The organism is Sandaracinaceae bacterium (assembly GCA_020633055.1).
Taxonomy (GTDB): Bacteria; Myxococcota_A; Polyangia; order Polyangiales; family Houyiibacteriaceae; genus JADJJE01.
Window position 1 is genome coordinate 488,860 of sequence record JACKEJ010000010.1, and the last position, 25,664, is coordinate 514,523.

The following is a 25,664-nucleotide window of genomic DNA, read 5'->3' on the forward strand; positions in this document are numbered from 1 at the left end:
CGCTAATGACCTGCCCCGACGAGCTCACGCTGTGGACGCTGGTCTCGGGCGGACTCGACGAGGACGCGCTGGCCTCGCTGGACGCGCACCTGGACGCGTGCGCCGAGTGCCGCGAGCTGGTCGGCGTGCTCGCATCGGGGCAACGACCGGTCCCCGACCTCGATGTGCCGGTCGGGACGCGCCCGATCGGCGCCGCTCTGGGGCGCTTCGTGCTCGAGTCCCTCCTGGGACGTGGCGCGATGGGCGAGGTCTATGCGGCGCGGGACCCCGAGCTCGGGCGCACGGTCGCGCTCAAGGTGCTGCACTCGCTGAGCGACGCGCCAGACGGAAACGCACGTCTCTTGCGCGAGGCGCAGGCGATGGCGCGGCTCACCCATCCCAACGTGATCCAGGTCTACGAAGTGGGCAGCGACGGAGGGGACGCGTACGTCGTGATGGAGCGCGCCGCGACGAACCTACGCGCGTGGCAGGCGCAGCGCCCAACCGCGCGCGAGGTCCTGCGGGCCTACGACGAAGCGGCCGCGGGGCTCGAGGCAGCCCACGCCCACGGTGTCGTGCACCGAGACTTCAAGCCGGAGAATGTCCTGCTGAGCGACGACGGGCTGGCCAAGGTGGCGGACTTCGGCCTCGCGGGAGAGCTCCGGGGAGCGTCACACGCGCTCGACGAGCCAGTCACCACGCTCACCTGCACGGGCGCGCTGCTGGGCACCCCGGCGTACATGGCCCCCGAGCAGCTGCGTGGCGAGCCCGCGAGCCCTGCGACGGACCAGTTCGCCTGGTGCGTGTGCGTGTGGGAGGCGCTGACGGGGGCGCGTCCCTTCGAGGGTCGAACGCTGCGGGAGCTGCGCGAGTCCATCGAGCGCGGCGTCCCCCACGACCGGGCGCTGGCTCACCCGCTCGTGAGCGTGCTCGCGCGCGGCCTCCAGCCGCTCCCAGCGAACCGCTACCCCGACATGACGGCGCTGCGTGCGGCGCTACGCGCGGCGGACCCTGAGCGCGCGTCGCAACGGCGCCGAGTCGTGCTGGGATGGGCGGCGAGTGCCCTCGTACTGGCGGCGAGCGTGGCCCTCGTGGTGCTCCGTACGCTCCCGGCGCCAGCGCCAGCGCCCGACCCTTGCGAGGCGACAGCCGCGCAGCTCGACGCACACGCCGCGCGAGCTCGCGCCGCGCTGGGCGCAGCGCTCCCTGCGACGAGCCGAACGTTGCGCTCGCAGCTGGAGGCCCAGCTCGCAGCGTTCCACCGCGCCCAGCTCGCCGAGCTCGACCGCGTGTGTGCGGCGCGCGGCGCGGGGCCGTCCCGCGCTGCATTCGCGGCCCAGCTCACGTGTCTCGAAGCGCAGGCCGACGCCGCAGCGCGGCTGCCACCCAACGGAAGCCCACGCATCGCGGAGTCGCTCGCGGATGCGGTCGACGCGCTCCCCGACCCGCGCCGCTGCGATACCGGAGGTCACACCTCGACCCCCGCCTTGGAAGCCGTCGCCCGAGGGTTGGGCCAGGCGCGCGCCAGGCTCGCCGCGGGAGCTGCGCCACTGGCGTTGATAGCGGTCGAGGCGGCCGCGGCCGACGCCGAGAGCGCGGACGACGAGGCGACGAGCGCGCGTGTCGAGGTCGTTCGCGCACAGGTGCTCCGCGCGCTCGACCGCTTCGAGGAAGCGGACGGCGCGGCGCGCCGGGCGCTGGTGGCCGCTGAACGTGCCGACGCTCCATGGGAGCGCGCCGACGCGTGGCTCGAGCTGCTGGCCATCGCCGGCAGCCGCGGCGACTACGAGCGCGCCGCGCGCGAAGCCGAGCTGGCCGAGGCCGCGGTCGCGCGGCTCGAGAGCCCCGCGCTGCGTGAGACGTACCTGCATCGCCGCGGCCTCGCACGCGCCCACCTCGGGCAGCTGGCGGAAGCCCGCGCGGACCTCGAGCAGGCGCTCGCGCTGCGGAGCGCGAGACTCGGCGAGGAGGCCGTCCAGCTGGCGTCCCTCCACGCGAGCCTGGGGCACGTCGAACGCATGGACGCACACCTCCCCGTCGCGCAGACCCACCACGAGCGGGCGTTGGCGCTGGATGCGCCCTTCGGCCCCGACCACCCGCGTCACGCCAACCACCTGCACAACATCGCTGGCGTGCTGCGGCTGATGGGCCAAGCCATCCAGGCCCGCGCGCTCTACGAAGAGGCGCTGAGCATCCGGCGCCGCGCCCTCGGCGACATGCACACGGACGTCGCGCTCAGCCACAACAGCCTCGGCCTGGTGGACGCGGACGCCGGCGACTGGGACGCCGCGCGCGCCCACTGGGAGACCGCGCTGCGGCTCTTCACGACGGCGGGCCACGCGGACGCCGCCCTCGCGGAGCGCAACCTCGCGCTCGCCGCGCTGGCGCAAGGAGACCCCGCGCGCTCGCTCGCGCATGCCCTGGCCGCCCTACGCTCCGACGAGGCGCGAGCTGGGCCCGACGCGCAGGCGGTGGCCGCGGATCTGCTCGCCGTCGCGCGCGCGCTGCTCGCGCAGGGACGCCGCGCGGAGGCAACAGCCCGCGCAACGCGCGCGCTCGAGATCGCTCGAACCCATCGCGACGATGCGCTGTCCACGGCGGCCCGCCAGCTCCTGACAGCGGCAACGCCCGCTGCGACCCAACCCCACCCGGCGCGAACGACACCCGCGCGCCGACCGCCCGCCACGACACCCCTCGTCCCGCCCGTGCGTCGCGAGGGGGCCTACGGCGGAGGGGAGGTTTGGGAGTAACGGCCGTCGAGCTTCGATGCCGCAGCGTGCCATCGCGCCCGGGCGACATCGGTCGAACGCTCCGGCGGTGCGAAAGGACCCCTGACGCCTGCTGACGCCCTCCTGACAGGTGCTGTCAGAGACGGCATGCTAAGCGCCCCCCATGTCGCCGCGACCACACGCCACCGAGTCGGAGAACATCGAGATCGTCGGAGCCCGCGAGCACAACCTCGACGTGCCCTACCTCGAGCTGCCCAAGCGCTCGCTGGTGGTCTTCACCGGGGTCAGCGGCTCGGGCAAGTCCAGCCTGGCCTTCGACACCCTCTATGCCGAAGGTCAGCGACGTTACGTGGAGAGCCTGAGCGCCTACGCGCGCCAGTTCCTCGGGCGCCTCGAGCGGCCCGCGGTGGAGCGGTTGCGCGGCCTCTCGCCCACCATCGCCATCGAGCAGAAGTCGGCCAGCAACAACCCCCGCTCCACGGTGGGGACCATCACCGAGATCTACGACTACCTGCGTGTGCTCTACGCGCGGGCTGGCGTGCAGCACTGCCACCAGTGCGGCAAGGAGGTGCGCGGACGCAGCGCGGAGGAGGTGGTGCGCGACGTGGAGAGCACCGTCGCCGAGGGCACGCGCCTGACCTTGTTCGCGCCGCTGGTGACGCACCGCAAGGGCGAGTTCCGCGAGCTGTTCACCGAGCTGGCCGGGCGTGGCTTCGTGCGCGCACGTGTCGATGGCGAGGTCCTACGGCTCGAGGACACGCCCACCCTCGTGAAGCACAAGAAGCACACCATCGAGGTGGTCGTCGACCGCCTGGTGCGCCGCGATGAGGACCGACAACGTCTCACCGAGGCGGTCGAGGCGGGGCTACGCGAAGGCCAGGGCGAGCTACTGGTGGAGGTCGAGCCAGAAGGGGACTCCCCGAGCCACGCGCTGCGCTTCAGCGAGTCGCGCATGTGCTGTGGCGTGGCGTTCCCCGAGCTCAGCCCACAGAGCTTCTCGTTCAACAGCCCGCTCGGCATGTGCCCCAGCTGCCAGGGGCTCGGCACGCGCATCGAGGTGGACCCGGAGCTGGTCGTGCCCGACCCGAGCCTCTCCATCCGCGAGGGCGCCATCGCGCCGTGGAAGAGCGCCATGGACAAAGGCGAGGGCTGGACCTTCCGCGTCATCGACGGCATGGCCAAGGCCGTCGGCGTCGACCTGGACACCCCGTACGCCAAGCTCAGCGCGAAGAAGCGCGCGCAGGTGCTCTACGGCCTCGAGGGCAAGAAAATCCGCATGGAGTGGGGCTCGGAAGGCGGCGACAGCCACGGTAGCTGGGCGGTCTCGTTCACTGGCGTCATCCCGCGTCTCGAGCGGCTGTACCACGAGACCAAGTCCGAGATGATGCGCGTGTCGTACGCGAAGTACTTCGCGGAGCGACACTGTGACACCTGTGAGGGACGCCGGCTGCGGCCCGAGAGTCTCGCCGTGCGGGTAGGGGAACGCGGGATCGCCGACGTCACGCACATGACGGTGTCCGACGCGTCGGCGCACTTCGACGCGCTGCAGCTCACCGGAAACCAGGCGGCCATTGCGGAGGGCGCCCTACGGGAGATCCGCAGCCGCCTGCGCTTCCTGCTGGACGTGGGGCTCGAGTACCTCACGCTCGATCGCGCCGGCCCCAGCCTGAGCGGCGGCGAGGCACAACGGATTCGTCTGGCGAGCCAGCTGGGCAGCGAGCTGAGCGGCGTCATGTACGTTCTCGACGAGCCCAGCATCGGACTGCACCAGCGCGACAACGAGCGCCTGATCCGGACGCTCGAGCGCCTGCGCGACCTGGGCAACAGCGTGATCGTGGTAGAGCACGACGAGGAGACCATCCGCGCCGCCGACCATCTCGTGGACTTCGGCGTCGGCGCCGGCCGGCTGGGCGGCAAGGTGCTCTACAGCGGCGCGCCCGAAGGCGTCGCGCGCGTGGCCGAGAGCATCACGGGGCAGTACCTGAGCGGCGCGCGCAGCATCCCGCGGCCCGAGGCGCGACGCACACCGCAAGGACAGCTCCTCGTCCGAGGTGCGCGCATGAACAACCTGCACCGCATCGACGTTTCGATCCCTCTCGGGGTGCTGACCGCGGTCACCGGCGTGAGCGGCGCGGGCAAGAGCTCGCTGGTCAACGGCATCCTGCTCCCCGCGCTGGGGCGCAAGCTCCACAACAGCACCGACCCCATTGGCGCGCACGACGCCCTCGAGGGGCTCGACGCCATCGACAAGGTCATCGCCATCGATCAGCGTCCGATCGGGCGCACGCCCCGCAGCAACCCGGGCACGTACACGAAGGCGTTCGACGAGGTGCGCGAGGTGTTCGCCCAGCTCCCGGAGGCGCGCACGCGCGGATTCACGGCGGGGCGCTTCTCGTTCAATGTGAAGGGCGGGCGCTGCGAGGCCTGCTCGGGCGACGGTCAGGTGAAGGTCGAGATGCACTTTCTGTCCGACGTGTTCGTGCCGTGCGAGGTGTGCGAGGGGAAGCGCTACAACAGCCAGACCCTCGCCGTGCGCTACCGCGGCAAGAACATCACGGACGTGCTGGCCATGAGCATCGACGACTGCGCCGACCTGTTCGCGGCGCACCCGAAGCTCGCGGCCATCCTGAGCACGCTGCAGCAGGTGGGGCTTGGCTACATGCAGCTCGGGCAGCCCGCGCCGACGATGAGCGGCGGCGAGGCGCAGCGCGTGAAGCTGAGCCGCGAGCTGGCGAAGCGCCAGACGGGGCGCACGCTCTACGTGCTGGACGAGCCCACGACCGGGCTGCACTTCGAGGACATCCGCCGCTTGCTCGGGGTGTTGCAGCAGCTGGTCGACGCAGGCAACTCCGTGCTGGTCATCGAGCACAACCTGGACGTGATCCGCAGCGCAGACTGGGTCGTCGACCTGGGGCCGGAGGGCGGAGCGGGAGGCGGTCGCGTGGTGGCGGAGGGCACGCCCGAACAGGTGGCGCGGGTCGCCGGAAGTCACACGGGGCGCTTCCTGCGCGGAGCACTCCGGAGCGCGCGCGCACCAGACGTCGCCACGCGCTCGAAGCCCGCGCCCGACACCACGCTGTCGAAAACGCGCACGCCAAAGGGCGCGTCCACGACGCCGCGGAACAGCAGGTCCAGCCCGCCAGCCAAGACCGCCAACGCCGCCAAGACCGCCAAGACCGCCAAGACCGCCAAGAAGCTCAAGGCCGAACGCGGATGAACGTCGGACGCTCGCCCTCGAGTGGCAGGATGGCGTTCCACCCGGCGGGCAGCGCCGGCTGGGTGAAGTCGAACAGGTAGCGCGCATCACGCGGGCTCAGGTTGACGCAGCCGTGGCTGCGGGCGTGCCCGAAGTCGTCGTGCCAGAACGCAGCGTGCAGCCCGTTGCTGCCCTCGAAATACTGCACCCACGGGACATCTTCGATGGCGTACTCGTTCGGCGTGTCTGCGCCCAGGTTGCTCATGTCGCTGAAGGCCAGCTTGATCCAGATGGCGTGCACCCCGAGCGGCGTACGGTGATGCCGCCCCTCGCGTCCGGTGGAGACGAGCGTCACGAACACGGGCCGGGTGCCCTCGTAGGCCACCAGCACCTGATCGGCCACGCTCACGTCGAGCCAACGCTCGCCAGCGCGCACCTCGGCGGGGGGCTCGGTCAGCGTAGGCCCTTGCAGGTCGCGCCGACGCATCGCACCGCCGTCCGCCAGCGCGACCCAGTCGCCGCGCTCGGGCGTCGACGGGCTGAGGCGCAGACGCGTCCGGCGCCCGAGGCGACGCACGACGGGACCGTTGGGGCGCGCGTGCACCGTCGCGTTGTCACGACGTACCCAGGCGAAGGCGAGGTCGTCGTCTGGACCCAGCTCGACCCCCGCGAGGTCACTCCCGCGCGCGTAGCCGATGTCGCCGCGCTCGATGAACAGCTGGCTCTCCGTGCGGACGAAGCGCACGCCTTGCACGGTGCGCTCCCCCGTCACCACCACGCCGAAGCCACGACCCAGCGCCATGGCGTACTCGTCGGTGAAATACTCCGACGGTCGCGCGTAGGCGCGTGCGCCGTCCGTGCGCACGAAGGCGTACGCCTTCGGCAGCAGGGCCCCCTCGGGCACGGCTGGCCGCGCGACCCCGCTCGGCAGCTCGGTGCTCAGCTGCGCGTGGCGCGTACACAGGTACAGCTCGTCACCCACCTGGAACCAATAGCCGGTCGGGCAGTCCACGCCGGGCAGCCGGCGCCGAACCGGGAGCCGCGTCCCACGCGCGATGGTGCCGCGGCGGCCGGACGCCTCGCTGGGACCCCGAAACACGCGTGCCCCGTCGTTGACGACCTCGACCGAACGCACCCACTGCGGGAGCGGGAGGCTTCCGGTGGTCGAAGGCTGGGCACCCACGCGCTCCGAGGCGGGAGCGCTCAGCGACGCCGCCAGCAAGGAGAGCGCACCCAGCAGCGGGGCGCCGCTCGGCCACGCGCGCGAGAGACTCTTCACGCCCCGGAGTATACCCAGCGGGGGCGCCAGGGCCGCTTTTGGGGCGAGGGGACCGAGCGCGCACGGCAGGCGCAACGCGCGCCGAGCCCTGGCGTGCACCGGCCCGCTGGCCACTGGCGAAGCGCGCTGCTACGCCTCCGCATGACCACGAAGTTCACGGTCGAGCACGTGCTCAACACCACGCCCGAGGGGTTCTGGACACGCATCCAGCCAAACGAGGAATTCTACCGGGCCCTCTACGTCGACCACCTGGGCTACGAGTACGAGCTGCTCGAGTGCGACCTCGCGGTCGGGACACGCAAGGCGCGCATCAAGCCCACCGCGGACGCTCCGAAGGTCATCCGTGAGGCGTTGGGTGAGCGCTTCAGCTTCATCGAGGATGGCAAGTACGACGCCACCGCGGGCCGCTACGACTTCCAGATCATCCCCAACACGTTCACCGACAAGGTCCACACGACGGCGTACCAGATCATGGTCCCACACGGCTCCGACCAGTGCGTGCGCACCGTGCACTTCGAGATCACGGCCAACCTGCTCGGGCTGGGCGCCATCCTCGAGAAGTTCATCGCCCGCACCACGCGCGAGAGCTACGGCGACAGCGCCAAGTTCACGAACGACTTCCTCGCCAAGCTGGGCTGAGCGGCTCGTGTCGGCGAGCGGGGGCGAACGCCCCCGGAGGGGGTCGGGGCCCGCCTCGAGCCGGTCCACTCTGCGCAGGGCTCCCGGGGTCGGGCGGAGGAGCCGCTTGTCCGCGCTCGGGCTCGCTCCTATCCTGCGCTCATGAACGCGCCATCCTCGGTCTCTCGTCGGACTCCTGCGAGCCTGTCCTTCGTCACTCCGCTGCTCTTCTCCGCCACCATGCTCGCGGTGGGACCAGCGCTCGGCGCCTGCGATGGAAGCGCGCCTGGCGCACTGCTCGCCTCGGACACGGAGAACCTGGAGTTCACCAACGCGCAGTCCTCCACCAGCGCAAGCTACCGGCTGTACCTCAGCGCGAACGCAGTCCCTCAGGTGTCGTCCGCCACGCTCGGCGTCATCGTGGACGTGGTCGCAGGTGGTCCATCCATCGAGGTCTCGGTCACCCCCCCTTCCGGCACGGCGGTGACCGACAGCACGCCCGAGCCCGTGACGAGCTCCGGTGTCAGCTACGACCGCTATGCGCTCACGCTGCCAGAGTCCTCGGCTCTCTGTGAGGACACCGGCGCGTGCACGCTGGACTACGCCGTCTCGATCACACGCGCCGGCACGGACGACGCGGCGTTCACCGCGATCGCGACGGTCTCGGGCGTCATCGTGGGTGACGCGATCACCACCGACGACGTCGCGCTCGACTTCCTCTGAACGACGCGTCAGAGGTCGATCTGCTCGACCGCGGCCGCGTCGATGTCGCGACCCAAGAAGCGCCCCGCGACCTCGGCGAAGCGCCCGGGCAAGTCGGTGACCATGATGCGCAACGTGCCGGGTCCGTCGGCGCGCGCGAGGCCACGTGCGTGCAACAGCGCGTGCAGCTCGCTCGCCGTCGCGTGTGCGCTGTCGACCACCTGCACCTCCGGGGAGAGCACGCGCGCAGCGACACTGCGGATGACGTCGGCCAGCAACGGGTAGTGCGTGCAGCCCAGGATCAGCGTGTCCACGCCTGCCACGGCGAGCGGCTCGAGGTAGTGCTCGACCACCTCAGTCGGGACAGCACCCTCCAGCCAGCCCTCCTCCGCCAGCGGCACCAGCAGCGGCGCCGCCTGGGGGAAGAGCTCCGCCTTGCTGCTGAGCCCAGCCAGCTCACGGCCGTAAGCGCCCGAGGCGACCGTGCCGCGCGTCGCGATGACCCCCACGCGGCCGTTCACGCTCGCCTCGATGCCAGCGCGCGCTCCAGGGCCGATCACCCCCAGCACCGGCACGTCCAGCTCCACGCGCAGCATGTCCACCGCCACCGCGGAGACTGTGTTGCACGCGATCACCAAGAGCTTGATGTCGTGCGCCTGCAGACGGCGCGCGCACGCCCGCGCGTAGCGCAACACGGTCCGGGGGCTGCGCGTGCCATAGGGGACACGCGCGGTGTCGCCCAAGTACACGATGTGCTCGTTGGGGAGGGCGTCCATGATGGCGGAGGCGACGGTCAAGCCACCCAGCCCGGAGTCGAACACGCCAATCGGAGAGCGGGCGTCGGCCATATGGCTCGGAGTGTAGCAACCCTGGGGTCGCGCGCTGCGCACCACGGCGGATCGTTCGGGTCGTCGCATCCAGAAAGTGCGTACCGCTCGGGCGTCGTGATATCGTGCCGTTATCACTGACCGACCACAGTCTCATTGGAACGGCAGCGAGGCCCCCTCGAGCGGGTCGCTCGATGGCTTGATCTTCGACCTCGGGGAGATGCTCGCGGGCAACTACGAGGTCCGTTGCCTGCTGGGTGCCGGCGGCATGGGCCAGGTGTTCGAGGCGCTCGACCACCAGCTCGACCGCCGCGTCGCCATCAAGGTCGCGTCCGCCGGCCCAGCCGTCAGCTTGCTGCGCCAAGAGGCCCGCGCGCTCGCTGCGTTCCGTCACCCGAGCCTGGTCACCGTCCACACGCTGGGCGCGCGCCGCGGCGTCGACTTCCTCGTCATGGAGCGCATCTACGGCCTCAGCCTCGGTCGCCACCTGAGCACACGCTTCGACTCCCGCTCGGCCCCCGACATCGACGAGACCATCGAGGTCATCACCGCCATCGCCGAAGGGCTCGCCGTGGTGCACCGCGCCGGCTTGGCCCACCGCGACGTGAAGCCCGACAACGTCATGATGACGCCGGACCACCGCATCGTGCTGATGGACTTCGGGCTCGTGCTGCCGGAGTACCACGTCGCGTCGCAGACACGCATCGCCGGCTCACCTCCGTACATGGCACCGGAGGCGCTGGACAACACGGTGCAGCCAGGCGCCGGGCGCTTGCTGGACCTGTACAGCCTGGGCGTGGTCGCCTTCGAGATGCTCACCAACACGCTCCCGGTCGCCGGCGAGAACGTGGCCGAGCTGTACGACCACCACCACACGCAGCCTGTGCCCGATGTGCGCACGCGCCGCATGGGCGTGCCCGCGCGCTTGGCCGAGTTGGTCAGCGAGTTGCTCGCGAAGAGCCCGAACGATCGACCCCAGAGCGCCGAAGCCGTCGCCTGGCGGCTACGCGCGATGCAGGGCGGGATCCGCGAAGCACAGCAGGCCGTGACGCTGGTGCCCGAGAGCGATGAGCTCCGCGTGCTGATCGCGGAGGACAACAAGGACGTCGCCCGCGTGCTGCAGTTCTACGTGAAGCAGATCTTGGGGGACTCCGTGAAGATCGAGACGGCCGCCGACGGCGAGGCGGCGATGGCGGCCATCCGTCGACGCGAGCCGGACCTCCTGTTGCTGGATCTCCACATGCCCAAGATGAACGGCATCGAGGTGTGCATGGCGCTGCGTGGCGAGCGTCTCGGCGAGCGCACGACCATCATCAGCGTGAGCGCGGGCGCGCAGGACGACGACCGCCAGCTCCTCTACCAGTTGGGAATCCACCACTTCGTGGAGAAGGGCACGGCGCTCAAGGAGAGGTTGTCGACCGCCATCTACGACGCGATGGGCATCGACAAGCGCTCGGAGAGCGTCACCCGCTTCTGAATATTCGCGGCGTATGGCAGTCTGTGGCGGTACGCCCATGCCTGTCCGACTCCGTCCCCACGCGTCCCTCCGAGTGCTCCGGCTCGCGGCTGGGCTGGCTGCGCTCACCGTGGCCCCGGCGGTCACGCCACCGCCCATCGCCCACGCACAGACCGACGAGCAGATCGCGCGAGCCCGCGCACTGTTCACGGAAGGACAGAGCGCGTACGACGCCGGTCGCTTTCAAGAGGCCGTGACGAAGATGCGCGAGGCGTACGACATCACCCACTCGCCCGAGCTGGCGTTCAACGTCGCACGCGTCTACGAGCGCATGAGCGAATACCAAGAGGCCATCCGCTACTTCCGCATCTACCTGCGTCAGGGTACGCCCGACGCCGAGGTGCGCGCGGACGTGGAGCAGCGCGTCGCGGCGCTGCGCGAGGCCGAACGTCGGTCCCGCGACCACGTCTTCACGGCGCCCCCGAGCGACGACGAGCTCACCCGCGAAGCCCGGACGTTCTTCACGCGCGGCGTCGCGATGTTCCGGCGGGGCGAATACGAGGCGGCCATGCAGGCGTTCACGGCCGCCCACCGCTTCGCGCCGCTGCCCGAGGTCCTCTACAACATGGCCGTCGTCGCCGAGCGGCTGGGCGCCCCCCGTGACGCCATCGACTACTATCGCGAGTACCTGCGGCTTCGCCCGACGGCACCGGATCGTGGCTTCGTCGAGCGGGAGATCGAGCGCCTCCGAGGCCGCTGAGGAGCGCACCGCGCTTGGGGGCGCCGTCCGACACGTGTGCGACGCCACGCGTCCGCGCGCGGAGCTAGGCACGTTCTTGACCGCAGCCGAGGGCCGGCCCAGGCTCTTCGTCCGATGGGAATCCGCATCACGGTCCGCTCACGTTGGGGTGAGCCCCAAGAGGTGGACCCGCCGAGCGCGTCCCGAGCGCTCGCCGTGTACAGCTTCGAGCACGGTCGCGTGCGCATCGGCCGCGGGCGCACGGCGGACATCCTGCTGCCGCACCCCGCGGTGAGCGGGTTGCACGCCAGCCTCGAACCGAGCGGAGCGCAGTACAGCGTGACGGACGAGGGTTCGACCAACGGCGTCCTGGTCAACGGAGCGCGCATCTCGCCTCACCGGCCCAAGTCCCTCAGGGACGGCGACCGCATCGAACTGGGCGGCTTCACCCTCCGTGTGGAGTTCCTGCCCGCGGTGGGCGGCGTCACCAGCGCGCACGAGACGGCCGAGCTCGCGCGGCAGCTCGTGCGCGCCGTGTTGTCCCAGGGGACGACGCCCGTCGCCGCGCCACAGCTCGTCTTCGAGAATGGCAGCCGCGCAGGCGAGCGGCTGAGCATGCCGGACGCGCCCGCGTCGTGGCGCATCGGCCGGAGTCCCGAGTGCGAGGTGGTGCTGGACGACGCCGACGCGTCGCGTGAGCACGCCGAGCTGTGGCGCGACCTGGATGGCGTGTTGCTGCGCGACCTCGGCGCCAAGAACCCAGCCACCGTGAACGGGCGCGCGCATCCGGAGCGACGGCTGGCGGACCGCGACGAGCTGCGCATCGGCTCGACCCGCCTGACGTTCGAAGACCCTGCGAGCACCGCCGTGTCGCGCATCCAAGCCGCCGACGATCTGGCGGTGGATCTTCCGCCAGACCCCTTCGACGAGCTCGAGGCCGAGCGCGCCGACGCTGAGCGCGCTCGCGAGGCGAGCCAGCCCGGCGACACGGAGAGCGCCGCCCCCACCGACGAAGCGAGCGTCGATCCCGCGTTCGAGGCGCCGCGCGCGGGCGACCACGTAGTGGCCATCGCCGACCCCAAGCCGCGCGCAGCGCGTCCGCGACGTGAGAGCGCAGCGCTGACCGACATGATCGTCTACGTGCTGGCCGGCGCCGTCCTGACGCTCAGCGCGCTCGGCCTGTGGTGGCTCAGTCGCTGAGAGGCTCGCGGGAGGCCGTGCGAAAGGGTCCGTAGCGCACCTTCGCTCGCGGGCCAGGCACCATCACCAAGCCCTCGCGTCGAGCTCCCGAGCCACCATGGCACCCAACGTGGTGAGTTCGGAGTCGACGACGCACGGCCTCTGGCTCATGGGCTCGATGGTCAGTCGTGCACGCGCCCACGCGTCCGCGCGGCCGATGAGAAGGGGAAGCGCTCGCTCGTCGCGCACCAGTGGGTCGACGAGGCGCAGCACGAGCAGGCGGTGCAGCACCCCCTCGCGCAGGAGCGCATGGGCAATCGCCGTCGCGTCGTCCGCGCGAGGGACACGCAGGCAGCCGAGGGCGGACGGCAGCGCGGTGTCCCACGCTGGACGCCGTCCGGTGTCGACCTCCGCGAACGTGTGCCGCCGATCATCGACGGTGACGGCATCGAAGAGTTCGTGCACCACGGACGCCTGCGAATCACCGGGAGCGACGGCCCGGAGCACCGCGTCCCACACGTCTGGGGGCGGGAGTCGTGCGACGTTGGTGAGCGGCGTCCATAGCCGGCCGTACGTCGAGACGGTGTGCGCCAACGCGGAGCCCCACGGGTCGAGTGGGTGATCGTCCAGTGAGATTTCACCCGGGCCCAGCTGCAGGCGCTGGTCGGCGCGCAGCGCGAGGCCACGACGCGTGGGGCCGTGCACCAAGGTGAGCGGGCCCACGAGCTGCACCGAGACCCGTAGATGCTGGGTGAGCGCCAGGGCGAACAGCACCGTGGCCGCCAACACGTCGCACGCGGCTTCCCGTTCGTGGGTGGGCGCGTTCAGCGCGCCGAGCAGCGGGGCGATGACCTCGGGGGCGCGCGTGAGGGCAGCCACGGGCTTGGGGCTACCGGGCAGCAACGCGCGCAGCGCGCGCGCAGCGGCGACGACGGCGGGAGACGCAGCCGGACGCTCCGCGAGGCACGCGAGCAGCGGCTCGTGGAGGGCGCGCGCGGCCAGCTGCCGCAGCAGGCGCGCGTGGGCCGCATCGTCCATGCGCAGGACGTGCTCGCCGTCATCCATGCGAAGGCGGGGCGCGAGGGCGACCCACGCAGGCCGCGTGACACGGCTCGAGTCCTGCGGTGATCGTGACATCGCGGGCGGGACTCCGTGCGCGCTCAGAGGCTCGGCGGGTTCGCCAAGCACGCGTTCAGCTCGGGGCTCTGCGTGAAGCCGCAGCGCCCGTCGGCCTGACGCTCGCAGGCCGCGCCGCGATAGCAGGCGTGCTCGGGGCGCGCGACGCAGATGCTGGCCATGGCCTCCTCGTCGGCGCCTTGGCAGAGCTCGCCACCGCAGCCCGTGCGGATGCACCCCGAGGACGCGTCCTCGTTCGGCGCGTCCTCCGCGCACGAACCATCGCGCGCCACCGAGGTGCCCCCGGCGTGCGCGTCGCAACGGTTCGAATACGTGCGGCCATCGCAGCCGCAGACGGGCCGGTACTCGCGCGTGCAGACGCGTGGGATGGCCTCGCAGTGACCGCCACGATCCGTGGCGCCGCACGAGTCCTCCGGCTCGAACAGACAGAACTCGCCGTCCGGGCAAGGCTCGAGGCCGCGCGAGCCACACGCGCCATCCTCCGTCGTGGGCTCGCTGACCGTGTCGCCCTCGCTCGCGCCACGATGGCCGCAACCCACCGAGACGGTCGCCAGCGTCGCGACCAGCAGCGCGCACCAGCCGGCGGGGGCCTTGGGCGCGACGGCTCGTGGCGCCTTCACCGCGACGGTGACGGTGCCCTGCGGCGCATGGAGAGAGAACGACGTGCGGAGCGTGGTGCGTGTGCGCATGGCAGCAGTTTCCTGGTGGACGGGGCCGGCGCAAGCCTCGGTTGACAGACACGACGTTGACGAGCAAGCCATGCCGATGTTCAGCGGCGACGTGATGTACGAGCAGGACGGCCTACGCATCACGCGCACGGAGCGCGTGCTGGTGATGAGCACCCAGGTCCCGCACGCGTGCCTATCGTTCGCGCCACGCGGGGGTGGCGAGCAGACGACGACGCACGTGGCCAACCACCACGTCGCATCGCACGAACTCTCGCTGGAGGTGGACGCGCTCGCCCTGCTCGAGGCGCGCCAGCGCGAGCTGGTGGGCGCAGACGGTGTCGCCATGATGACCGCCTGTGCGCTCCAGCGCGCCGTGGTCGCCACCGCCGAGGAGCCGCTCGAGGACGCTGCGCTGCCGTCGCCGCCCGTCCGCTGCGTCGCGGTCGCCACCGTGGGGCTCTCGAACCTGCTCCGCGCTGGCGACTCTCCCGGAGCGCTTGCCCCTGTCGGGACCATCAACGTGCTGCTGTGGGTGTCCCGCGCGCTCTCCACGACGGCGCGCCTAGAGGCCCTCAGCGTCGCCACCGAGGCGCGCACGCTGGCGGTGGTGGAGCGTGCCCTTCCGTCGCGTCGTAGCGGCCTACCGGCGAGCGGGACGGGCACGGACTGCATCGCCCTGCTCTGCCCCATTGCCGGTGCGGATCGAGCGAGCGTCATGGACTCCGTGGACGACGCTTCCGGCGTCCCCTACGCCGGCAAGCACACCGCCGTCGGTGCGGTGGTGGGGCGCGCCGTGTACGACGCGGTCTCGGCGGGGGCGGCCTCGTGGGACGAGCGCTATGGGGACACCTTGAGGCGCGCCATGCGGGAACACGTGCGAGGAGCCTCTTGAGCGCCGCCGGAACGGCCCTGGTGTGCCTCGTGCTGGCGCTGGCGTGGGACGTCGTGTTGCGGGAGCTGCCCAACGCCGCGCACCCCGTGGCGTGGTTCGGACGCCTCGCCGGCGCCGCGCGCGGGCGTCTTCCGCTGGCTCCACCGCTGCGGGCGCTGCTCGGGGGCGCGCTGCTGCTCGCGCTCGTGCCGCTCACGGTGGGTGCCGTCGTCTGGATCACGCGAGCAGCGCGCGTGGCGTCGCCTTGGGCGGAAAGCGCGCTCGCGCTGTTCTGGCTCCAGGCCTCGTTCTCCTGCCGCGGGCTGCTGGACGCGGGCCTTGCCGTGGAACGTGCGCTGCGCGCAAACGACCTCGCGACCGCGCGCAGTGGGCTCTCGTCGCTGTGCAGCCGGGACCCCTCCTCGCTGAACGGGAGCGAGCTCGCGGGCGCCGCCACGGCCTCATTGGCGGAGAACCTCTCGGACAGCGTCGTCGCGCCGTTGTTCTACTACGTGCTCTTCGGGCTGCCTGGTGCGCTCGCGTTCCGCGCGGTGAACACGCTGGACGCGATGGTCGGCTACCGGGGCCGCTACGAGTGGCTGGGCAAGCCAGCCGCGCGCGTGGACGACGTGCTCGGCCTGGTCCCGGCGCGCCTCTCCGCCATCCTGCTCTGGCTCGCGGCCGTCCCACTCCGACTGGATGTGGCGCGCGGGTGGCGCACCTGCATGACCGACGCGCGCCTGACGCCGAGCCCGAACGGCGGGTTTCCCATGGCGATGACCGCTGGACTCTTGGGCGTGTGCCTGGTGAAGCCGGACACCTACACGCTGGGTGCAGCGGGAGACCCGCCGAGTGTGCAGACCCTGACGGACGCGCGCCGCCTCGTGGGGTTGGCCATGACGATCACGGCGCTCCTGGCCGTCGCTGCGCTCGCGCTCGGCGACCCGACGGGCCCCGTGTGGAGCTGCATCGGGAGCCCACCATGACTCACGAACGGCACCGCGCGCAATGGACGGCTCCAGGAGGTGCGTCGTGACGCGCAGGGAAGGCCCGCCTGATGAGGCCGCGCGCGACCTCCTCGGACACCATGGAGACACGACACCACGCGCCCTGCGCGCCCTCGGCGTGGACCCATCGCAGGTGCTGGACCTCGGCGTCAACATCAGCCCCTTCGGCCCCAGCCCAGGTGTGCTGGCTGCCGTCCGCGCAGCCGACGTGCGTGCCTATCCCGATCGCGGCGCGACGCAGGCGCGGGAGGCTTTGGGCGCGTCGCTGGGTCGCCCGGCAGACGAGGTCCTCTTGGGCAACGGTGCGGCCGAGCTCATCTGGAGCGCGGTGCGCGCCCTGGTACCAGACGGCGCGTGCCTGCTGGTGCTCGGGCCGACGTTCTCTGAAGCTCACGCGGCCGCGCACGCCTGTGGTCGCCGCGTCGTCGAGGTGCGCGCTCGTGAAGAAGACCTCTTCGAACCACCGCTGGACGCATGGGTGACCGCGCTCGGACGCGAGCGCCCGGCCCTCGTCTACGTCTGCCACCCGAACAACCCCACGGGACGCGCGCTCGACTTCCTCTCGCTGACCGGGCTCGTGGCGGACCACCCGGGTACCACGTTCCTCGTCGACCAGGCCTTCCTCTCGCTGTCGGAGCGCCACGCGGAGTCCGCGCACCGACTTCCCCCCAACGCGCTGGTGGTGCGCTCCTTGACGAAGGACCACGCCCTCGCGGGGCTGCGCGTCGCTTATGCCCTCGGGGCGCCCGCGCTGCTCGCACGTGTGGCGGCGCAGTCGGCACCCTGGAGCGTGTCATCGCTCGCCCTCGCCGCAGCCATCGCCACTACCGCGCCGGAGGCAGAAGCCCACCTGACGATCGTCCGGAAGCGCTGGTTGGCACAGCGCCGAGAGCTCGAGGGCCTCTTGACGCAGGCAGGACTCGCCCACGTGCCGTCCCTGACGGTGTTCGGGCTGGTGCGCGTTCCGCACGCGGACGACGTCCGCACCCAGCTGGTGCAGCGGCACGGGTTCCTGGTGCGCAGCTGCACGTCGTTCGGGCTCCCGGGCTACATTCGCGTCCGGGCCAGCGACGAGAACGCGCGCTTCGTCGAGGCGCTCACGCGCGTCCTCGCAGCGCCCTCGTCGCGCTGAGCACCAGCGTTCGGCGGGCAGACGGAATGAAGAAGGGCACGACGTGCGTGCCCCGCTCCATTGTCCTCAGCGTTCCAGCCGGGCTCGAGGTTCGGCCGGGGTTCTCGCCCGGCCGCCTTCGATCAGTCTTCGCTCACCGCGGCGAGCAGCTCGTCGCCGTCGTTGTCCATGCCGAGATCGTCGGGCGAGTCCTCCACCGCGATGTCCAGCTTGCGGTACGCGGTGAGACCCGTACCGGCCGGCACGAGGCGACCCATGATGACGTTCTCCTTGAGGCCGTAGAGCTCGTCCACCTTGCCGCCGATGGCCGCCTCGGTGAGCACCTTGGTGGTCTCCTGGAAGGAGGACGCCGAGATGAACGAGTCGGTCGAGAGCGACGCCTTGGTGATGCCGAGCAGCAGCGGCTCCGCGACGGCCGGCTGGCCCCCGCGCGCGATGACACGCTCGTTCTCCTTGCCGAACACCGACTTCTCGACGGTCTCGTCCGGCAGGAAGGCGGTGTCGCCCGTCTCCTTGATGCGCACGCGGCGCAGCATCTGACGAACGATGACCTCGATGTGCTTGTCGTTGATGGTCACGCCCTGCAGGCGGTAGACCTGCTGGATCTCGTTCACCAACCAGGCCGCGAGCTCCTTCTCGCCCTTGACCTGAAGGATGTCGTGCGGGTTCGCCGCACCGTCCATCAGCGGCTCGCCCGCGCGCACGCGGTCGCCGTCCTTCACCTGAAGGTGCTTACCCTTCGCGATGAGGTACTCCTTCGGCTCGCCGACCTCGGGCACGATCACGACCTTGCGCTTGCCCTTGGTGTCCTTGCCGAAGTGCACCACACCGTCGATGTCGGAGATGATGGCGCCGTCCTTGGGCTTGCGGGCCTCGAAGAGCTCGGCCACGCGGGGCAGACCGCCGGTGATGTCCTTGGTCTTCGTGGTCTCGCGCGGGATCTTCGCGATGATCTCACCGGCCTCGACGGTCTGACCGTCGGCCGGGATGATGTTGGCGCCCACGGGCAGGAAGTAGCGCGCCACGTTCTCACCGGTGCCGGTGCGCAGCGTGTCGCCCTCGAGGCCCTTCACCGAGAGGCGCGGGCGCGCGCTCGGGTCACGGGACTCGATGATGAGGCGGCGGGACAGACCCGTCACTTCATCGAGCTTCTCTTCCATGGTGACGCCCTCGACGACGTCGCCGTACTTCACCTCACCGGACACCTCGGTCACGATGGGGATGGCCCACGGGTCCCACTCGGCCAGCGTGGTGAGCTTCTTGACCGTCTCGCCCTCGGACACCTTCAGGAAGGCGCCGTAGCTCAGGTTGTAGCTCTCACGCTCGCGGCCGGACTCGTCCACGATCTTGAGCACGCCGTGACGGTTCATGATGACGACGTTGCCGTCCTTCTTCTTGACCGTCTTGGTGTTCTCGAGGCGGATGATGCCGTCGACGCGGCTGATGATGCTGCTCTGCTCGACCTTACCGCGCGCGGCCGCACCACCGATGTGGAACGTGCGCATGGTGAGCTGCGTGCCGGGCTCGCCGATGGACTGCGCCGCGATGACACCGACGGCCTCGCCGATGTTCACCTCGTAGCCGCGCGCCAGGTCACGGCCGTAGCAGGCCGCGCACACGCCGCGCTGCGTCTGGCAGGTGAGCACGGAGCGGATGAGCACGCGCTCGATGCCGGCCGACTCGATGACGTTCACCAAGTGCTCGTCGATCTCGCGGTTGGCCTCCACCAGCACGGTGCCGGTGACGGGGTCCGCCACGTCCTCGAGCGCCACGCGCCCCAGGATGCGCTCGCCCAGCGGCGTCACGACCTCGCCGCCCTCTTCGAGCTTCGAGACCCAGATGCCGTCCAGCGTGAGGCAGTCGTACTCGGTGATGACCGCGTCCTGCGCGACGTCCACCAAGCGGCGGGTGAGGTACCCGGAGTTGGCGGTCTTGAGCGCCGTGTCGGCCAGACCCTTACGCGCGCCGTGCGTCGAGATGAAGTACTGAAGCACCGTCAAACCCTCACGGAAGTTGGCCGTGATGGGCGTCTCGATGATCTCGCCAGAGGGCTTCGCCATGAGGCCGCGCATACCGGCCAGCTGACGAATCTGCTGGTTGCTACCGCGAGCGCCCGAGTCCGCCATCATGAAGATGGAGTTGAAGCTCGGGACGCGCACCGACTCGCCCGTGTCCGGGTTCGTCACGTTGTCGCTGCCGATGACTTCCATCAGCTCGCGCGCGATCTGGTCAGAGGCCTCGGCCCAGATGTCGACCACCTTGTTGTAGCGCTCGCCGTCGGTGATCAGACCCTCTTGGTACTGCTCCACGACCGTCGCCACGTCGTCGTTGGACTGACGCAGGATCTCCTTCTTGCTCTCGGGGATGAGCATGTCGTCCATGCACACCGAGACACCGGCCCGCGTGGCCATCTCGAAGCCCAACGTGCGCAGCCGGTCGGCCAGGAGCACGGTGTTCTTGTTGCGGCTCTTGCGGTAGCACTCGTCGATGAGCGACGAGAGCGCCTTCTTGTCGAGGGTCTTGTTGACCGAGCGGAAATCCAGACCGGGCGGCAGGATCTCGCTCACCAGCACGCGACCGACGGTGGTCTCGTAGAGCTCCCCCTTCCAGCGCAGCTTGATCTTCGCGTGCAGCGCCACCTCGCCGGAGTCGTACGCCATGCGCACCTGATCCGCGTTCGAGAAGATGCCGCTGAAGTCACCCTTGGCCTCGCTGCCCTCCTTGTACTCACCCTTCACGAACTGGCGCTCGCGGGTCATGTAGTAGAGGCCGAGGACGATGTCCTGGGTGGGGTTGATGATGGGCTTGCCGTTGGCCGGCGAGAGGATGTTGTTCGTGCTCATCATGAGCACGCGCGCCTCCATCTGCGCCTCGACCGAGAGCGGCACGTGAACCGCCATCTGGTCGCCGTCGAAGTCGGCGTTGAACGCGGTGCAGACCAGGGGGTGCAGGCGGATGGCCTTACCCTCGATGAGCACGGGCTCGAACGCCTGGATGCCCAAGCGGTGCAGCGTGGGAGCGCGGTTGAGCATCACCGGGTGCTCGGTGATGACCTCGTCCAGGATGTCCCAGACCTCGGGCTTCTCCTTCTCCACCAGCTTCTTGGCGCTCTTGATGGTGGTGACGTGACCACGCTCTTCGAGCTTGCTGTAGATGAAGGGCTTGAACAGCTCGAGGGCCATCTTCTTGGGGATGCCGCACTGGTGAAGGCGCAGCGTGGGACCCACGACGATGACGGAGCGGCCGGAGTAGTCGACGCGCTTACCGAGCAGGTTCTGGCGGAAGCGGCCCTGCTTGCCCTTGAGCATGTCGCTCAGGGACTTCAGCGGGCGCTTGTTCGGGCCCGTGATGGTCTTGCCACGGCGGCCGTTGTCGAACAGCGCGTCGACGGCCTCCTGCAGCATGCGCCGCTCGTTCCGGATGATGATCTCCGGCGCGTTCAGCTCGATCAGGCGCTTCAGGCGGTTGTTGCGGTTGATGACGCGACGGTAGAGGTCGTTGAGGTCCGACGTCGCGAAGCGACCACCGTCGAGCGGCACCAGCGGGCGCAGGTCGGGCGGCAGCACCGGGATCTCCGTGAGCATCATCCACTCGGGACGGTTGCCGGAGTCCTTGAAGGCCTCGATGACCTTCAGGCGCTTGCTGTACTTCTTGCGCTTGGCCTCCGAGGTGGCCTCACGCAGGTCCAGACGCAGCTGCTCGGCCAACGTGTGGACGTCGACGTCGCGCAGCATCTCGAGGACGGCCTCACCGCCCATGCCGGCGTCGAACGCGTCGTCGCCGTGCTCGTCGAGCAGCTGGTGGTAGGCGTCCTCGCTGAGGATCTCACCGCGGACGAGCGGCGTCTCCTGGGGGTTGAGCACGACGTAGCTCTCGCAGTACAGCACGCGCTCGAGGTCCTTGAGCGTGATGTCCAGCACGGCGCCGATGCGGCTCGGTAGGCTCTTCAAGAACCAGATGTGCGCCACAGGCGTGGCCAGGGTGATGTGGCCCAGGCGCTCACGACGCACCTTGGACTGGATCACCTCGACGCCGCACTTCTCGCACACGATGCCGCGGTGCTTCATGCGCTTGTACTTGCCGCAGATGCACTCGTAGTCCTTCACCGGTCCGAAGATCTTCGCGCAGAAGAGACCATCGCGCTCCGGCTTGAACGTGCGGTAGTTGATGGTCTCCGGCTTCTTGACCTCACCGTGCGACCACTCGCGGATCTTCTCCGGCGAAGCGAGCGAGATGCGGATGGCCGAGAACGCGAGCGGATCTTTGGGCTTCTCGAAAAAGCTGAAAATGTCCTTCATGGCTCAGTCCTCCTCGGCCGCGACGACGTCGTCACTACGGCGAATCTGATCTTTTTCGATGAGCTCGACGTTCAGGCAGAGCGCCTGCAGCTCTTTCATCAACACATTGAAGCTCTCGGGGAGGCCCGCATCGAGGGTGTGCTCACCCTTCACGATGGCCTCGTACATGCGGGTACGACCCTGCACGTCATCGGACTTGACCGTGAGGAACTCCTGCAGCGCGTATGCGGCGCCGTAGGCTTCCATGGCCCAGACCTCCATCTCACCCAGGCGCTGACCACCGAACTGCGCCTTACCACCCAGCGGCTGCTGCGTGACCAGCGAGTAGGGCCCGATGCTGCGCGCGTGGATCTTGTCGTCCACCAAGTGGTGCAGCTTGAGGATGTACATGATGCCGACCGTGACGTCCTCGTGGAACGCGTCGCCCGTGCGGCCGTCGAAGAGCACCGTCTGGCCGCTGTCGGGCACGTTGGCGATGCGCAGCAGCTCCTTGATCTCTTCCTCGGACGCGCCGTCGAAGACGGGCGTCGCGAGCTGCAGGCCGTTCTTCCAGCTGCGGATGAGCGGCACGATCTCCTTGTCGCTCACCTCGTCGACGACCTTGCGGACAGGGCCGTCCTTGAAGATGCGCTGGAGGTGCTTGCGGAGGGAGGCGGCGTCCACGCCGGTGTCGACCATCTCCTGGAGCTGCTGACCGAGCAGGTAGCCTGCCCAGCCGAGGTGCACCTCGAGGATCTGTCCGACGTTCATGCGGCTCGGAACACCAAGCGGGTTCAAGACCACGTCCACCGGCTGACCGTTGGGGAGGTACGGGAGGTCCTCCTCGGGCAGGATGCGGCTGACGACGCCCTTGTTGCCGTGACGACCGGCCATCTTGTCGCCGATCTGCAGCTTGCGCTTGATGGCCACGTAGACCTTGACCATCTTGATGACGCCCGGCGGGAGCTCGTCGCCCTTGCCCAGCTTGTCGATCTTCTCCTGGAAGAGGACCTCGATGGCCGACGTCTGCTCGTCGAGCTGCGAGAGGATCGCGTCGATCTTCTCCTTGTTCTTCTCGACCTCGATGGCGCCCCAGTACTTGCGGGGGATGGGCTCGAGCTCGCTCTCCTCGATCTTCACACCCTTCGCCAAGAGCTGCTTGCCCTTGTCGTCCACCAGCTTGGCGGTCGTGGTGTTCTTCACGAGGTGCTTCTGGATGCGCGCGTAGGCGGAGTCGCGGATGATCTTGATCTCGTCCGCCATGTCCTTCTCGAGCTTGGCGCGCTCGTCGTCCTCGATCTGCCGCGTGCGGTCGTCGGTCTCGGTGCCCTTGCGCGCGAACACGCGGGCGTCGATGATGATGCCGGTCACACCGGGCGGAACGCGCAGCGAGGTGTCGCGCACGTCGCCGGCCTTCTCGCCGAAGATGGCGCGAAGCAGCTTCTCTTCGGGGGACAGCTGCGTCTCGCCCTTGGGCGTGATCTTGCCGACCAGGATGTCGCCGGAGTTGACCTCGGCGCCGATGCGCACGATGCCCGACTCGTCGAGGTCCTTGAGGGCCTCCTCGCCGACGTTCGGGATGTCGCGCGTGATCTCTTCCTTGCCGAGCTTGGTGTCGCGGGCGACGCACTCGAACTCCTCGATGTGCACCGAGGTGAACACGTCGTCCTTGACGATGCGCTCGCTCAGCAGGATCGAGTCCTCGAAGTTGTACCCGCCCCACGGCATGAACGCGCAGATGACGTTCTGGCCGAGCGCGAGCTCACCCTTGTCGCAGCTGGGGCCGTCCGCGATGACGTCGCCCACCACCACCCGGTCGCCCGGCTGGACGATGGGGCGCTGGTTGTACGCCGTGTTCTGGTTGGAGCGCTGGAACTTGAGCAGGCGGTAGATGTCCGGGAAGGCCCCGGCCTCACCCTCGGCCTTGACCACGATGCGCGTCGCGTCCACCGACTCGACCACACCGTCGCGCTTGGCCACCAAGCAGACGCCCGAGTCCCGCGCGACGCGGTCCTCGATGCCCGTGCCGGCGATGGGCGCACGCGCGCGCACCGTCGGAACGGCCTGACGCTGCATGTTCGAGCCCATCAGAGCGCGGTTGGCGTCGTCGTGCTCGAGGAAGGGGATGAGCGAGGCAGCCACCGAGACCAGCTGGTTCGGCGACACGTCCATGAGGGTGACCGTGTCGGGCGGAACCAACACGGGCTCACCGTTGTAGCGCGCGTTGATGAGCGTGCCCTCGAGCATCTTGGTGCTCTGGTCGATGACCGCGTTCGCCTGCGCGATGTAGTGGCCCTCTTCCTCGAGCGCCGAGTACCAGCGCACGTCCTCGTCCTTGACCTTGCCCTCGGTCACCGTGCGGTACGGCGTCTCCACGAAGCCGTAGTCGTTGACGCGGGCGTAGGTGGAGAGCGACGCGATGAGGCCGATGTTTGGACCTTCCGGCGTCTCGATGGGGCAGATGCGGCCGTAGTGCGTGGTGTGCACGTCGCGCACCTCGAAGCCGGCGCGCTCACGCGTCAGACCGCCAGGCCCGAGGGCCGAGAGACGACGCTTGTGCGTGACCTCGGAGAGCGGGTTGGTCTGGTCCATGAACTGCGAGAGCTGGCTGCTCCCGAAGTACTCCTTGACCACGGCGCTGACCGGCTTCGCGTTGATCAGGTCGTGCGGCATCAGCGTCTCAATCTCTTGAGACATGCTCATGCGCTCCTTGATGGCGCGCTCCATGCGGACCAGACCGATGCGGTACTGGTTCTCCATGAGCTCGCCCACGGCCCGCACGCGGCGGTTGCCGAGGTGGTCGATGTCGTCCGTGGACCCGCGACCGTTCTTGAGCTCGATCAGGTGACGCACCGTCTCGAGGATGTCGCGCTCGGTGAGCGTGGTGTGCTCGATGTCCGGGCGCTCGCTGTGGTCCTTGTAGAACTTGTAGTTCAGCTTGAGGCGGCCGACCTGGCTCAGGTCGTAGCGCTCGGGGTTGAAGAACAGGTTCCCGAAGAGCGTGCGAGCCGTCTCGAGCGTGGGTGGATCACCCGGGCGCAGGCGGCGGTAGATCTCGAGGATGGCCTCGTCCTGGCTGATGACCTTGTCGGCCAGCAGGGTGTCGCGCAGGTAGGAGCCGACGTTCAGGCCGTCGATGAAGAGCACGCGCAGCTGCTTGACGCCCGCCTCGCGCATGGCGGCGATCTTCTCTTCGGTCAGGTCCTCGTTGACCTGCACGATGATCTCGCCCGTCTCCTCGTCGATGACGTCCTCGGCGCTGACCTTGCCCACGACCTCGCTCAGGTCGGCCGGCAGCTTCTCGATGCCCGCGGCCTGCAGCTTGCGGATGACGGCGCGCGTGAACTTGCGGTTCTTCTTGACCAGCGACTCGCCGCCGATCTTGATGTCGCGCGTGGCGCGCTGACCGGTGAGGATGTCGTACTCCACCGACTTCGAGAACGAGTTCTTGGACTCGAAGAAGATCGTCTCGGTGTGGTAGAAGAACTTCAGCAGGTCGTGGGTGCTGTAGCCGAGGGCCTTCAGCAGCACGGTCGCGTGCATCTTGCGGCGACGGTCGATGCGTACGTACAGCAGGTCCTTGGGGTCGAACTCGAAGTCCAGCCACGAGCCGCGGTAGGGGATGACGCGCGCCTGGTAGAGCAGCTTGCCCGACGAGTGGGTCTTGCCCGAGTCGTGGTCGAAGAAGACGCCCGGGGAGCGGTGCAGCTGGCTGACCACCACGCGCTCGGTGCCGTTGATGATGAACGTGCCGCTCTCCGTCATGAGCGGGATCTCACCGAAGTAGACCTCCTGCTCCTTGATGTCGCGGACCGCGCGCTCGCCGCCATCGCTGTTGTCGTAGATGATCAGCTGGATGGTGACCTTG

The 25,664-nt window shown here is 69.6% G+C and carries 16 protein-coding genes; 10 read left to right on the top strand and 6 right to left on the bottom strand.

Annotated features, from left to right (window positions below):
* Window positions 1–5 precede the first annotated feature (5 nt).
* The gene (locus tag H6726_24475) at window positions 6–2,729 is read left to right on the top strand and encodes a serine/threonine protein kinase (protein ID MCB9660824.1); all 2,724 of its coding nucleotides are present in this window, start codon (window positions 6–8) and stop codon (window positions 2,727–2,729) included.
* 142 nt (window positions 2,730–2,871) lie between these two features.
* Complete coding sequence (gene uvrA, locus H6726_24480; protein MCB9660825.1) at window positions 2,872–5,925, top strand: excinuclease ABC subunit UvrA; 3,054 nt, start codon at window positions 2,872–2,874, stop codon at window positions 5,923–5,925.
* On the opposite strand, the gene H6726_24485 is transcribed toward uvrA, so the two are convergent.
* Complete coding sequence (locus H6726_24485; protein ID MCB9660826.1) at window positions 5,906–7,183, bottom strand: L,D-transpeptidase; 1,278 nt, start codon at window positions 7,181–7,183, stop codon at window positions 5,906–5,908. The two genes, uvrA and H6726_24485, sit on opposite strands and share 20 nt — an antisense overlap.
* 141 nt (window positions 7,184–7,324) lie before the next feature.
* Here H6726_24485 and H6726_24490 point away from each other — a divergent pair, with 141 nt between their 5' ends.
* The gene (locus H6726_24490) at window positions 7,325–7,822 is read left to right on the top strand and encodes a DUF2505 family protein (protein MCB9660827.1); all 498 of its coding nucleotides are present in this window, start codon (window positions 7,325–7,327) and stop codon (window positions 7,820–7,822) included.
* Window positions 7,823–7,963: 141 nt separating this feature from the next.
* Window positions 7,964–8,524 carry a hypothetical protein gene (locus H6726_24495; GenBank protein ID MCB9660828.1) on the top strand — a complete coding sequence of 187 codons (561 nt, stop codon included), beginning with the start codon at window positions 7,964–7,966 and terminating at the stop codon, window positions 8,522–8,524.
* Window positions 8,525–8,532: 8 nt separating this feature from the next.
* Here H6726_24495 and H6726_24500 read toward each other — a convergent pair whose 3' ends face one another.
* The gene (locus H6726_24500) at window positions 8,533–9,351 is read right to left on the bottom strand and encodes a glutamate racemase (protein MCB9660829.1); all 819 of its coding nucleotides are present in this window, start codon (window positions 9,349–9,351) and stop codon (window positions 8,533–8,535) included.
* Between the two features lie 178 nt (window positions 9,352–9,529).
* Between H6726_24500 and H6726_24505 the strand changes: the two genes are divergently transcribed.
* From H6726_24505 to H6726_24515, 3 genes are all read left to right on the top strand, one after another.
* Window positions 9,530–10,807, top strand: coding sequence for a protein kinase (locus H6726_24505; GenBank protein ID MCB9660830.1), 1,278 nt, complete (start codon window positions 9,530–9,532; stop codon window positions 10,805–10,807).
* Between the two features lie 37 nt (window positions 10,808–10,844).
* Window positions 10,845–11,546: a tetratricopeptide repeat protein gene (locus H6726_24510; protein ID MCB9660831.1), complete on the top strand. Its 702-nt coding sequence runs from the start codon at window positions 10,845–10,847 to the stop codon at window positions 11,544–11,546.
* Between the two features lie 114 nt (window positions 11,547–11,660).
* On the top strand, window positions 11,661–12,725 hold the full coding sequence (locus H6726_24515) for an FHA domain-containing protein (protein ID MCB9660832.1): 1,065 nt from the start codon (window positions 11,661–11,663) through the stop codon (window positions 12,723–12,725).
* 63 nt (window positions 12,726–12,788) lie between these two features.
* On the opposite strand, the gene H6726_24520 is transcribed toward H6726_24515, so the two are convergent.
* Entirely contained in the window at window positions 12,789–13,841 is a 1,053-nt protein-coding gene (locus tag H6726_24520) for a hypothetical protein (GenBank protein ID MCB9660833.1), read from the bottom strand.
* Window positions 13,842–13,864: 23 nt separating this feature from the next.
* Window positions 13,865–14,530 (bottom strand): hypothetical protein, encoded by a 666-nt coding sequence (locus H6726_24525; protein MCB9660834.1) that lies wholly within the window; start codon window positions 14,528–14,530, stop codon window positions 13,865–13,867.
* Between the two features lie 70 nt (window positions 14,531–14,600).
* On the opposite strand from H6726_24525, the gene H6726_24530 reads away from it, so the two are divergent.
* From H6726_24530 to H6726_24540, 3 genes are read left to right on the top strand one after another with little or no spacing between them, the layout of a single operon-like run.
* Window positions 14,601–15,401 (top strand): adenosylcobinamide amidohydrolase, encoded by an 801-nt coding sequence (locus H6726_24530; GenBank protein ID MCB9660835.1) that lies wholly within the window; start codon window positions 14,601–14,603, stop codon window positions 15,399–15,401.
* The gene (gene cobD, locus H6726_24535; GenBank protein ID MCB9660836.1) at window positions 15,398–16,366 is read left to right on the top strand and encodes a cobalamin biosynthesis protein CobD; all 969 of its coding nucleotides are present in this window, start codon (window positions 15,398–15,400) and stop codon (window positions 16,364–16,366) included. Before H6726_24530 ends, cobD begins: the two co-directional genes overlap by 4 nt.
* A gap of 46 nt (window positions 16,367–16,412) precedes the next feature.
* A complete protein-coding gene (locus H6726_24540) occupies window positions 16,413–17,519 on the top strand; it encodes a histidinol-phosphate aminotransferase family protein (GenBank protein ID MCB9660837.1) in 1,107 nt (368 codons plus the stop codon).
* Window positions 17,520–17,641: 122 nt separating this feature from the next.
* Here H6726_24540 and rpoC read toward each other — a convergent pair whose 3' ends face one another.
* Together rpoC and rpoB are read right to left on the bottom strand one after the other, a co-directional pair.
* Complete coding sequence (rpoC, locus tag H6726_24545; protein ID MCB9660838.1) at window positions 17,642–21,817, bottom strand: DNA-directed RNA polymerase subunit beta'; 4,176 nt, start codon at window positions 21,815–21,817, stop codon at window positions 17,642–17,644.
* 3 nt (window positions 21,818–21,820) lie between these two features.
* Window positions 21,821–25,664 (bottom strand): DNA-directed RNA polymerase subunit beta (gene rpoB / locus H6726_24550; protein ID MCB9660839.1); only part of this gene is annotated, 3,844 nt, incomplete at its 5' end.